This is a genomic window from Anaerocolumna sp., from assembly GCF_032079385.1.
Classification (GTDB): Bacteria; Bacillota; Clostridia; order Lachnospirales; family Lachnospiraceae; genus Anaerocolumna.
The window spans coordinates 148,242-161,046 of the sequence record NZ_DAMAUC010000011.1 but is presented as its reverse complement, the minus strand read 5'-3'; the positions used below and the strand labels follow the sequence as shown (position 1 = coordinate 161,046).

Genomic DNA, 12,805 nt, shown 5'->3' with positions numbered 1-12,805 from the left:
GCCATGCCGCACGAGGGAAAGGTAGCAAAATTTATCCTATACACCACGTTATCCTAACAAAATATAAATCGAGTCATTAAGAAAACCCCAGTAGCACTTTCTGAGTTCTCTACAACCTCCAGGCAAAGCGTCCTACATAGATAAATTTTTATTTTGAGTTGATATTTTAATATGTATATGTTAATATTATAAAAAATTAAGGGTAGGTAGCTGTTATGTCTAATTTAAAAATATTCATAATGAATAGGGACGACGATAGGCAGCGCTTGTAACTGTGTGAAATTATAACATAGGTACAAGCGCTTAAAGTGTTGTGCCTATGTGGAAATATTAGATATTAAGGACCACATTGGTATTTTTACTGGTGTGGTCTTTTTCTATATGAAAAATTTCTATACAGAACTTTTAGGAATGAAGTTTTCATTACTTTTTAAAGGAGGTGGTGTTATGAGGCATAGAGACGATGTCTGTATGGATGTGATATGCCATATGGGAGAACATTATAAGGTTAAATATATTAGGTTGAAAATAATAAATAATAGAAAGGCTGCCACCGGGCAATTCTTTCAAAGGTTGAGAGAAAGTGAATAGAAAGAATCCTGTGAAATAGTTTTTTTCAAAGGTTGAAAGATTTCAAGATGTCTATCTGTGGCGGTATCACATGTGAAAAGCAGATGTGATATGTAAAGGATGCTAAATATGAAGACGTTACAAGGAAATATAATTAATAAAACTATCGAAGCTGAAGAAATAGAGAGTTATATTGGACGGGGAATTAAAATACACGGCAGTATTTATAAAATAAGAAAAATGAGTGGTTTTGCTTTTGTTTTATTGCGTACTACACGTAAGATTGTACAGTGTGTGTATAGTGAAGAAGTTTCCCAATTTGATTTGAATTTATTAAAGGAAGAAAGCAGTGTATGTGTTACCGCTAATGTTGTAAAAGAGGAAAGATCAAAAACAGGTTGGGAACTAAGAATGCTTCAAGTTAAGGTGTTATCAATGCCACAAGAGGAATTGCCGATAGTCATAAATAATAAAATGGTGGATACCTCAATGGAAAATTTATTGGATTTTCGGCCTATTACATTGCGAAATGAAAAAGAGAGAGCAATTTTTAAGCTGCAAGAAGGAATATGTAACGGTTTTCGTACTTTTTTATTAGAGAAAAAGTTTACCGAGATCCATACACCTAAAATTGTATATGCAGGGGCAGAAGGGGGAGCCAATATTTTCAAGTTAGATTACTTTGGCAGGGAAGCTTATCTTACCCAAAGTCCCCAGTTTTATAAGCAAATGATGGTTGGGGTATTTGAGAGGGTATTTGAGATAGCACCGGTTTTTAGAGCAGAAAAACATGATACTTCCAGACATTTAAATGAATATACCAGTGTGGATTTTGAAATGGGGTATATTGAAAGTTTCGAGGATATCATGGAAATGGAGACAAAGATGCTGCAATTTACAATGGACTATTTAAAGGTGCATTACTCTTATGAATTGGGGTTGTTAAAGGTAATAATTCCAGATGTTTCTGAAATTCCGGTTATTAAATTTAAGGAAGCAAAAGAATTAATTTCTAAGGAATATAAGAGAGAGATAAAAGACTTTGATGATTTTGAACCGGAAGAAGAAAAACTCCTTAGTAAGATAATTGAGAAAAAAACTGATTCAGATTTCGTATTTGTCACTCATTATCCAAGTAAAAAGAGACCTTTTTACGCCAAGGAGGATAGAACTAATCAAGAAGAAACCCTTAGTTTTGACCTGCTATTTCGAGGACTTGAAATAACCACGGGAGGGCAAAGAATTCATGATTACAAGAAGCAGATAGAAAAAATGAAAAGACGCCAAATGACAGTGGAGCTTTTTGAGAGTTATCTAATGATGCATAAGTATGGAATGCCGCCTCATGGGGGCTTGGGGCTAGGTTTAGAAAGATTTACAAGCAAACTATTGAATCAGGAAAATGTAAGACTGGCAACATTGTTTCCAAGAGATATTCATAGAGTTACGCCATAAGGATCTCCTGATACTAATTTTCGAATATGTAATTAATGAAATATTAAGTTAATTATTGGTAGAGATTTTTATAAATATATAGTATAATTTAGAATGGAATCATATCAAGGAAGAGAGATTAGAATAGGTGCAAAAACATACGATAGGATTCTTTTTTGATAGTAAACTTGACTTTGTAAAGTTTAGATTTTTTTCGAAATAATGTTGCTATATACTTGTTGTTATAGTACAATAGGCCTATATGAGGGTAGCGAAGGATTTATAACTAAATATATTAATTTACTAAACATAAACTAAACTTATATAGGTAAATGCTGCAATTTAAGCCGTATCCATTATAAGGCAATTGCAAAATAAAAATTAGTGTTTTTCGGGGCTTACTGCTTACAAAAGACAGACTCTTTATTTTGCGATGGCCTTTTTTATTATAGAAAGCTTATAAAATTTAATGAGGGTACAGTTATGGTAAAGGAAAATCAAGATATGCAAAATCGATTCAATCCAAAAATGATTATAGTTGTAATTTTATTAAGTTCCATTCCGATTTTAACTTTTTCTATTTTGGAAGTTTCAATGGGGGTAATTTCTGAAAAGAAAGAATATGTGGAAACGGCTCATTTTCTCGGATTCGCTGTAGCTTTTATTATTATACTCATTATTTCCGTGATTATTGGCCAGTACATAAGAGCTGTAAATGATAAAAAAGTACTGGTAGCCACATTAGAACTAAAACACATAACCAACAGCATCCATGCTGGAGTGGTTAATTTTTTGCTGGAAAAGAATTATGGAATTACTTATGCCAGTGACGGATTTTATGACATTATTGGCTATAGTAAGGAAGAAGTAGAAAAAAATAATAACAGTATTTTGAATTATATTTATGAAGATGATATAGACATGTTTCAATTTCCCATAGATGGAGTTCGAATCGGTGATTATATTCAGAAGGAATTTAGAATTCGAACGAAATGTAAGGAAATAAGGTGGATACTATTTAACGGTAATTATTCAGAAGGAAAAGACGGACACACTATTTCTGCAGTTTTAGTTGATATTACGGAATCAAGACAGATGCATGAGCGGCTATTAGTGGAAGAACAGCGGTATCGTGTGGCTACTGAAATTTCCAATGATATTTTATTTGAATATGATATTAAAAATGATTACATGAAATATGCAGAGCGTTATAGGGATTTATATAATATGGATCCCAACATTCCTAATTTTACGGCTCAATATGAATATTTCGAGGAAATTATCCATCCGGAGGATATTGGATTGTTTATAGAATACGGCAAGGCTTTAATCAGTGGAGAAGCGTTGATTGAGGCTGAATTTCGATTACTTGATAAAAACAACAAATATGTTTGGTGCCATCTGTGCGGTAAAACCATTTATGATGAAAAAATGCAGCCAATTAAAGTTATTGGTAAATTAGTTAATATTGATCTGTATAAAAAAGACTTTGAAATTCTTGAATATAAAGCGAAGAGAGATCCACTTACAGGTGTATTCAATAGAAATGTGGCACAGGACTTAATTAATGACTATATTGAGAAGAACAAAGAGAAGCTGCACACCTTTATGGTAGTAGATATTGACGATTTTAAGAATATTAATGATCAATACGGGCATCAAAGGGGAGATAGAGTATTATCCTTTGCAATCAATCAAGTAAAATTAATTTTTTCTTCTGATGAAATTATAGGCAGAATCGGAGGAGATGAATTTGTTGTATTTATTGGAGATACCACTGATGAGAAAATGGTTCTGGCAAAAGCGGATATTTTACATAAAGCCTTGCAAACAGTTTATCATGATAATGGATTTGATATTTCACTATCTGGAAGTATTGGAATATCAACTTATCCAAAGGATGGACAAAATTATGAGGAATTATTTGATCGGGCAGATCATGCTTTATATGATGTAAAAGAGGGGGGCAAGGATGGTTATAAGTTGTTTACCTAATTGGCGCAAGTATGCATTAGAGTGTTAAAATGTTGTCATTCCGGGAAAAGTCGGAATAGCCGAATTTTAATGAAGAATCTGAAATAAGGTTCTTTCATTAGAATTCGGCTTTTTGAATATACATTTAAAATTCTATATTATATTGCAGTCTCATAGGTTATTTAAAATCTTTTATGGAAATTGCCTTGGTTATGCTTAGAAGTATGATATATAGTGCACAGAGTAAAGCACAAAAGGCAAGAAGCATTAAGACACCGGTGGGAGCTATATATTCGTAGATTCGAAATATAAGATAGCTGGATCCGGCAATAATAATACCAGGTTTTAGAATCCAGTTGACGGAATGAAAAGAAGGTTTTATATTCTTTATAACGATAAAACCGTCAAAGGAGGTAATAACTAACTGGCTTATTAAAAGACTTATCAGGTAGCCTCTTATACCATCCTGGGGAACCAGCCATAATATGAGAAGTATTCCGGTTGCATGACCGATGATGGAGTTTGCAAAGGTTAAGTGAGCCTTTCCCAGGCCGTTAATAATACTGCTTAAGGTAGTGGTGATATACAGAAAAGGACACATCCAGGCCAAAGTCATCAGTAAATCTCCTGCAAGTTCATTATGAAAAATGACATTTCCTAATTCCTTACCAAAAGTTAAAAATACCCCCATACTTAATATCCCAATGAGCATACTGTATTTTATAGACAGAGCAGAGGTTTTTCGAATGGTGTCATAATTTCTGGATGCCTGTGCTTCTGATATAGTTGGTAATAAAAGAACCGCCAAGGAATTGGTAATTGCTGAGGGAAACATAATAAAAGGTATGGACATGCCGGTTAGTGTTCCGTATATACTAAGAGCTTCGGAGTTACTAAGACCATGTTTTTTTAGCATACTTGGAATAATAATGGCTTCTACACTATGTAAGATACTAATTAATAAACGGTTGCCAGTTAGTGGAAGCGCTAATTTAACCAATATATTAGCCAAACTTTTATTTCGGATCTCCACAAAACCACTTATTCTTGAAAGCTTTTTAATTTCTCTGGAAGAAGAAGTACAAAGTAAAGAGACTATGTTATATAAGTCAGAAAAAATTTCCCCCACTACAATACCAAGGACAGCCAATTCACAGGTTACTTTTGCGTTTCCACCGCCAACAGCACCTGCAAGCACATATACAGTTAAAACGCGTACCATTTGTTCCACTAATTGGGTGGTGGCAGGTACACCTGCTTTTTTTAACCCATAATAATAACCATTAATACAGGAAGTCATACCGCAGAAAGGGAACACAAAAGCCAAAAGTTTTAAGGAGGATGCACTGCTGGGTTCCATTAGCATATTAGAAGCTATGGTTTCTGAATTGTAATAAACCAGGACAGATAATAAAAGTGCAATCCCCACAGATAAAATCATGCCTATTTTTAATATCTTAGGTATATTCTTGTAGTGTTTCTTGCCAAGTTCTGTAGCAACCATAGTGGATATGGCAGTTTGGATACCGGAAGCATATATTGTAAAACAAATACCATACACAGGAAATACTAATTGATAAACACCCATTAATTCAGCACCCATTGCATTGGACAGATAGATGCGGTAAAAGAACCCGATTAAACGGGTAAGTAAACCGGCTATGGTCAAAATGGCAGTACCTTTTATTAAGTTACTTTTGCTCATATATATAACCATGCTCCTTTCAAAGTCTGGAGGTTTTGTGCGAAGCACAATTCTTCGGTTGAAAGAATAAAATCAATCAACCGTCACCGTAAATCTGATAAGAACTTATTTAAATATATTCGTAGAAAATAAAACAATTACAGAAGAATGAAACTAATTTAATTTTGTAAAATTATAATTCAAAAAATTCTTGAGGCCGCAAGTAAATTTTGTTATACTAATAAAGCAATATATATCCTTTGTTTTTACAAAATAGCAGAATGAGGGTAAGTGATTATGAAGAAGATTCTTATGATTGGTACAGGAGGAACTATTGCATCCGGACCTTCCTCCAACGGATTAGTGCCTCAATTAACATCGGATGAAATTATTAAATACATCCCGGATATCTCATTTATTTGTCAAGTTGAGACCATTCAAATATGTAATATAGACAGTACAAATATTTCTCCTGAAATATGGATTAATTTAGCAGAAACCATTGAAGAAAATTATGAAAAGTATGATGGCTTTGTCATTTGTCATGGTACTGATACTATGGCATATACGGCAGCTGCACTTTCCTATATGGTACAGCACTCACCAAAACCTATTGTTCTAACCGGTGCACAAAAACCCATAACCATGGAAATAACAGACTCCAAAACTAACTTATATGATAGCTTCTTATATGCTGCTTCGGATGATGCCTCCGGGGTTCAGATTGTCTTTAATGGAAAAGTAATACTTGGAACCAGAGCAAGAAAGACTCATTCAAAAAGTCTGCAGTCTTTTTCCAGCATTAATTATCCATACCTTGCATTGATACAGGACGGACGTATTATTCAATATATTAAGCAGGATAAATGTACAGAACCGGTATTCTATCATAAACTTAATTCAAAGGTAGGACTTTTTAAACTAACACCCGGTGTCGGCGAAGATGTACTTAACTTTATGCTTGAGAATTATGATGCAATTATAATTGAGAGCTATGGAGTAGGAGGAATTCCAAATCTTCCTCAGTGCCACTTTTTGGATGTGATACATGAATGGATTCTAAAAGGAAAAACCGTTGTTATGACTACTCAGGTACCAAATGAGGGAAGTGATATGAAAATCTATAAGGTTGGAAAGGAATTAAAGAATAAAGTTAATCTGCTAGAGTCTTATGATATGATTATAGAATCGGTGGTTTGTAAATTAATGTGGATACTAGGTCAGACTAAGGATTCAGAAGAAATTACGAAACTATTTTATAAAACCGTAAGTAATGACATTCTATACAATTATTAGTGAATATCCGATTATGATAACATAGAACACTTTTGATATAAGTTTTGCTTGGAATTATCTGTTACAATATATTGACAGAAAATACGAGCAGTGTTATTATAAAATCAAATCGCACTAAAACAATCGGAAATAAAAAACTAGGAATTGAAAAGGAGATTAGGAATGTTAGAAGTAAATACAAAAGCACCGGATTTTAGTCTAAAAGACAAAGATGGAAATACAGTTCATTTGTCAGACTTTTTAGGAAAGAAAGTAGTAATTTATTTTTATCCTAAGGACAATACCCCAGGATGTACCAGGCAGGCATGTGCTTTTCGTGATAATTTTGAGGAATTTAAGGAAAAAGATGTTGTGGTAATTGGAATCAGCAAAGATGGAGAAAGATCTCATCAAAACTTTGCGGCGAAACATGAATTACCTTTTATTTTATTATCTGATCCGGACTTGGAAGCTATTCAGGCATATGATGTATGGCAGGAAAAGAAATTATACGGAAAAGTATCCATGGGAGTGGTTCGTTCTACTTATATTATTGACGAGAAGGGAATCATAGAAAAGGTATATGAAAAGGCAAAACCGGATACCAATGCAAGTGAAATATTAGATTTCTTAACCCAATAATATCTATCATTATAAAAAAGTATTATAAAAAAGTATTATAAAAAAGTATTATAAAAAGTATTATATAAAATATTATAAAAAGTACTATAAAAAACATTATAAAAACGCTAATAAAAGCATAATGAAAACATTAATAAAAAGCTGTCATTTGAGCATAATTCAGCAGTGCTGAATGGGATGTAGAACTCAATAAGCATAAGGGGTTCTTCAACAAATCACTCATAATGGCAGCTTTATTAAATTTGGGGTGTATATACATTTTTGATTTTCATTCGGCATGATCATTTTGTCGATCTCATAATTTGATCTCATAGTGGTTAGTGCTGAATTATTTTCTTACAATACCATATTGTTTTAACACAAATTTTATCATTGTGTTACGAAATTTCTTCTTTATTCAGCTACATAACTTGATAATATAGTATAAATTTCATTAAAATCTTTTTTCATCCGAATAGGCTTGAACTTTTCATCAACAAAACAATGCTTTGATTCTCCGGTGGCGCGTACCTTGTCGGTGTTAGCATCTTTTACTTCATAACGGATGGTCATTCTCAATCCATTAAAGAATTCTATCTTTGGATAGATTAGAACTTCCTCGTGAAATCTAACGGAACTTTTATACTGGCAAGAAACCTCCAGAACAGGAGATAAAATACCAAGGTCCTCCATCTTATCATAGCCAAACCCAATTTGTTCCAGGTAATAAACCCTTGCTTCTTCAAACCAACGTATATAATTAGAATGGTGAATCACACCCATTCTGTCTGTTTCATAATAATAAGCCTGTCTTTTATAGCATATCTCCATCACTTTTAATTCTTTGTTCTCATTTAAAGAATTATTCATAACTCCACCTGCTTTCTATATTCATACAATATGTATTATAAGAGAATATAAAATAAAGTACAACCCGGTAAATATTTATAAAACCAGGTAGTATTTTTGCATTTCTTTATTGACAAAGGAACAAGGAGGTGCTATCATTTCTTAAGAAACTGCACTAATTTAGTCGGAAATGAATTGGTGGGATTTTGAAAGCTAAGAATATGAGAGAGAGGTGATTGGATTGAAGCTATCTACGAAAGGCAGATATGGTTTACGTGCTGTACTGGATTTGGCTATGAACGGCGAAAAAGAGGCAGTGGCGCTTAGTGGAATAGCAGAGAGACAGGATATATCTATTAGCTACTTAGAGCAATTAATTGCCAAATTAAAGAAGGCAGGAATTGTAACTAGTTTTCGTGGCGCTCAAGGGGGATATCTCTTAGCAAAAAAACCGGAAGAAATATCAGTCGGAGAAATATTACGTGCACTGGAAGGGGATTTAAATCCGGTTAATTGCTCTGAAGTAATAGGCAGTGGAGAACCTTGTTCTGGCGCAGATTTATGTGTAACAAAATATGTTTGGATGCGTATTAGTGATAGTATAAATAATGCAGTTGATACCATTATGCTTTCAGAGTTACTGGAGGAAAGCAGGAAGATACGCTCTGAACACGGAATTATGGAAGAAGATACTAGCCGGACAAAACCATCATGTGGACAGTAAGGCTATTAAAATAATAGGAGATGACAACAATGGATAAAAAAATATATTTAGACAATGCAGCTACTACAGCTACAAGACCTGAAGTTGTGGAGGCAATGCTTCCGTATTTTACAGAGATGTTTGGAAATCCTTCCAGTATTTATGAATTTGCTTCACAAAATAAAAAAGCAGTAGATGAAGCAAGAACTACAATTGCAAATTCTATAAATGCAGAAATTTCAGACATTTATTTTACAGCTGGCGGATCCGAATCTGATAACTGGGCTTTAAAAGCAACTGCAGAAGCTTATGCTTCAAAAGGAAATCACATTATCACTTCTAAAATAGAACACCATGCAATACTTCATACCTGTGAATACCTTGAAAAACATGGATTTGAAGTAACTTATGTTGATGTGGATGAAGATGGTATTCTTAAATTAGACGAACTTAAGAAAGCAATCCGTCCTACAACCATACTTATTACTATTATGTTTGCTAATAATGAAATAGGAACAATCCAGCCTATTAAAGAAATTGGTGAAATTGCAAGAGAGAATAATATTCTATTCCATACAGATGCTGTGCAGGCCTATGGTCAATTACAGATGGATGTGAATGAGTTAAACATTGATATGCTAAGTGCCAGTGGTCATAAATTTAACGGTCCAAAAGGAATCGGATTCTTATATATCCGTAAGGGACTTAAATTAAAATCATTTGTTCATGGTGGCGGCCAGGAAAGACATAGAAGAGCAGGCACGGAAAATGTTCCTGGTATTGTGGGACTTGGTAAAGCAGCGGAAATAGCAATGGCTACTATAGAGGAAAGAAGACAAAAAGAAATTGCTTTAAGAGATATGTTAATCCAAAGAGTATTAACTGAAATCCCTTATACAAGATTAAATGGACACAGAACAAAAAGATTACCCAACAATGCCAACTTTAGTTTCCAATTTATTGAGGGTGAATCTTTACTAATTATGTTAGATATGCAAAACATCTGCGCGTCCAGTGGTTCTGCCTGTACTTCCGGTTCTTTGGACCCATCCCATGTACTGCTTGCTATTGGATTACCACATGAAATTGCACATGGTTCTTTACGTTTAACATTAAGTCATAATACAACCGAAGAGGAAATCAATTATACGGTAGATAAAATAAAAGAAATTGTTGCAAAATTACGTTCCATGTCTCCTTTATATGAAGATTATGTAAAGAATAATCAATTATAATCGACGATTAAAATCATAAAAAAGAATAAAAGGTATTTTCTAAATGGAGGAATTATAAATGTACAGCGAGAAAGTAATGGATCATTTTACAAATCCAAGAAATGTTGGAGAAATAGAGAACCCAAGTGGGGTAGGGACCGTTGGTAATGCAAAATGCGGTGATATAATGAGAATATATCTAGACATTGATGATAAAGGAATTATCAATGACTGTAAATTTAAAACTTTTGGATGTGGAGCTGCTGTTGCTACCAGCAGTATGGCTACTGAATTGGTAAAAGGAAAAAATGTGGAGGAAGCTTTAAAGATTACCAATAAAGCAGTTATGGATGCTTTAGACGGTCTTCCTCCTGTAAAAGTTCACTGTTCCCTGCTTGCAGAAGAAGCAATTCATGCTGCATTATGGGACTATGCAACAAAGAATAATCTTAAAATTGATGGTTTGGAAAAGCCTAAGGATGATATCAGCGAAGAGGAAGTTACAGAAACCTACTAGGAGGCATTCATTTGGAAAAGAAAAAGGTAGTTGTAGGTATGTCCGGCGGCGTTGATTCTTCCGTAGCAGCGTATTTGCTGAAAAAAGCAGGATACGACGTAATTGGTGTAACTATGCAGATATGGCAGGATGAAGATACAGAAGCTCAGGAAGAAAGCGGAGGATGCTGTGGTTTAAGTGCAGTGGACGATGCAAGACGAGTTGCCAATGCATTAGAAATTCCCTATTATGTAATGAATTTTAAAAGAGAATTCAAAGGCTCTGTAATGGATTATTTTGCAGAGGAGTACTTAAAAGGGAATACACCCAATCCTTGTATTGCTTGCAACCGCTATGTAAAGTGGGAATCTTTGTTAAAACGTTCTCTTGACATTGGAGCGGAATACATTGCTACCGGACATTATGCCAGAGTGGTCCGGTTAGAGAATGGAAGATACACTCTTATGAAATCCGCAACTGCAGCCAAGGATCAGACCTACGCATTATATAATTTAACACAGTATCAACTGGCACATACTTTAATGCCCGTTGGTGAATACACGAAAGATGAAATCAGACAAATCGCAAAAGATATTAGTCTGAGAGTTGCCAATAAGCCGGATAGTCAGGAAATCTGCTTTATACCGGATCAGGATTATGCAAAGTTTATTACAGAGTATACAGGAGAAGAAGTAAAAACAGGTAACTTCGTGACTACTGAGGGAAAAGTAATTGGGAAACATAAAGGCATTATTCATTATACGGTAGGTCAGAGAAAAGGCTTGAATCTGGCAATGGGACATCCTGTGTTTGTACTGGCTATCAGACCAGAAACCAATGAAGTTGTTATTGGTAATGGGGATGAAGTGTATAGCAACAAGTTGTATGCAGGAAATCTAAATTTTATGTCCATTGAAGATTTAGAGGGTGAAATGGTAGTGGATACTAAAATCCGTTACAGTCATAAAGGTTCAAAATGTACTATTCGAAAAGTCGGTGAGGATAAAGTAGAATGTGTATTTGAGGAACCACAAAGAGCCATAACACCCGGACAGGCAGTAGTATTCTATGATGGAGACTATGTTGTAGGCGGTGGAACAATTCTTAGAGATGAATAGGTTTTGATAAGCAATATAATATATAGTTTATATAAAAAAGCAAGGGACTAATTAGTGTATAGTACCTTGCTTTTTCTGGTGATATCATGTACATCACTATAAGTTGAATTAATGAATGCAGAGAAATCAGTTATCATAACATATGGATGAAGACAGGGGACTAGGCCCCAGGATATTAGCTTTTTACGCCTCTATTGAAGTAAACTCAAACTTCGTTACATCAAAAAGTCCCATATCTGTAATTTTAACTTCTGGGATAACCGGCAGAGACATAAAAGCAAGGGTCATTAATGGTTCTACTCCCTCATTTACCTTAAAGTCCTTATGCAGCATATTCTGAATACAATTAAGCTTCTCAGCAACCCATTCACCGCCCTTATCTGACATTAGACCGCCAATAGGCAGAGGCATACTTTCAATTGCTTTTCCATCTTCCACCACAGTAACACCGCCATTTATTCTGATAATCTCTTGAATCGCAGCCATAATCTCAGTATTATCCACACCTACAGCTACGATGTTATGAGAATCGTGAGCGATAGTTTGTGCTACGGCACCTTTTTTGATTCCATAGCCACGTAGAAGACCTACTGCTACATTACCAGTCATCTGATGTCGTTCAACAATTACAATTTTAACAATATCCTGATTTTCATTAAAGATAAAATCGCCGTCAGTGGTTAGCGAAACCTCTGCAGTTCCCAGCTTTGTTACAACGTCACCCTCTACAATATCAATGACCTTAACCTTTGTAGACTTAGAGTTCAAATTGAGTTTTTCCATGGTCAAATCTTTTACATGGACACTACTGGCCACTTTATCAATTGGTGCGCTTTTGTATTTTCCAAGATAAGTATTTTTATCTGC

At 34.5% G+C, this 12,805-nt stretch carries 12 protein-coding genes; 9 read left to right on the top strand and 3 right to left on the bottom strand.

All coding sequences use genetic code 11. The features are described from left to right. The first annotated feature begins 447 nt into the window (after positions 1–447). The 3 genes from RT261_RS11025 (at position 448) to RT261_RS11015 (ending at position 3,999) form a co-directional block, all read left to right on the top strand. Complete coding sequence (locus RT261_RS11025; RefSeq protein WP_313132516.1) at positions 448–591, top strand: hypothetical protein; 144 nt, start codon at positions 448–450, stop codon at positions 589–591. A gap of 108 nt (positions 592–699) precedes the next feature. Further along, the gene (gene aspS / locus RT261_RS11020) at positions 700–2,025 is read left to right on the top strand and encodes an aspartate--tRNA(Asn) ligase (protein WP_313132515.1); all 1,326 of its coding nucleotides are present in this window, start codon (positions 700–702) and stop codon (positions 2,023–2,025) included. Between the two features lie 462 nt (positions 2,026–2,487). Beyond that, positions 2,488–3,999 (top strand): sensor domain-containing diguanylate cyclase, encoded by a 1,512-nt coding sequence (locus RT261_RS11015; RefSeq protein WP_313132513.1) that lies wholly within the window; start codon positions 2,488–2,490, stop codon positions 3,997–3,999. Positions 4,000–4,156: 157 nt separating this feature from the next. Here RT261_RS11015 and RT261_RS11010 read toward each other — a convergent pair whose 3' ends face one another. Then, entirely contained in the window at positions 4,157–5,683 is a 1,527-nt protein-coding gene (locus RT261_RS11010) for a putative polysaccharide biosynthesis protein (RefSeq protein WP_313132512.1), read from the bottom strand. A gap of 276 nt (positions 5,684–5,959) precedes the next feature. On the opposite strand from RT261_RS11010, the gene RT261_RS11005 reads away from it, so the two are divergent. Continuing rightward, positions 5,960–6,958, top strand: coding sequence for an asparaginase (locus RT261_RS11005; protein ID WP_313132510.1), 999 nt, complete (start codon positions 5,960–5,962; stop codon positions 6,956–6,958). Positions 6,959–7,120: 162 nt separating this feature from the next. After that, positions 7,121–7,579, top strand: coding sequence for a thioredoxin-dependent thiol peroxidase (bcp, locus tag RT261_RS11000; protein ID WP_313132509.1), 459 nt, complete (start codon positions 7,121–7,123; stop codon positions 7,577–7,579). A gap of 393 nt (positions 7,580–7,972) precedes the next feature. Here bcp and RT261_RS10995 read toward each other — a convergent pair whose 3' ends face one another. Next, on the bottom strand, positions 7,973–8,428 hold the full coding sequence (locus RT261_RS10995) for an acyl-CoA thioesterase (protein WP_331665459.1): 456 nt from the start codon (positions 8,426–8,428) through the stop codon (positions 7,973–7,975). Positions 8,429–8,648: 220 nt separating this feature from the next. Between RT261_RS10995 and RT261_RS10990 the strand changes: the two genes are divergently transcribed. Genes RT261_RS10990 through mnmA form a run of 4 tightly spaced genes read left to right on the top strand, consistent with a single transcriptional unit; the run spans position 8,649 to position 11,938 of the window. After that, the gene (locus tag RT261_RS10990; RefSeq protein WP_313132507.1) at positions 8,649–9,131 is read left to right on the top strand and encodes an RrF2 family transcriptional regulator; all 483 of its coding nucleotides are present in this window, start codon (positions 8,649–8,651) and stop codon (positions 9,129–9,131) included. Between the two features lie 29 nt (positions 9,132–9,160). Beyond that, complete coding sequence (nifS, locus tag RT261_RS10985; RefSeq protein ID WP_313132506.1) at positions 9,161–10,345, top strand: cysteine desulfurase NifS; 1,185 nt, start codon at positions 9,161–9,163, stop codon at positions 10,343–10,345. Between the two features lie 58 nt (positions 10,346–10,403). After that, entirely contained in the window at positions 10,404–10,841 is a 438-nt protein-coding gene (gene nifU, locus RT261_RS10980; protein WP_313132504.1) for a Fe-S cluster assembly scaffold protein NifU, read from the top strand. A 38-nt stretch (positions 10,842–10,879) separates the two neighbouring features. Next, positions 10,880–11,938, top strand: a complete 1,059-nt coding sequence (mnmA, locus tag RT261_RS10975; RefSeq protein WP_442871776.1) for a tRNA 2-thiouridine(34) synthase MnmA — start codon at positions 10,880–10,882, stop codon at positions 11,936–11,938. Positions 11,939–12,121: 183 nt separating this feature from the next. On the opposite strand, the gene RT261_RS10970 is transcribed toward mnmA, so the two are convergent. Continuing rightward, the coding region (locus RT261_RS10970; protein WP_313132501.1) for an adenine deaminase C-terminal domain-containing protein at positions 12,122–12,805 on the bottom strand (684 nt) is incomplete at its 5' end.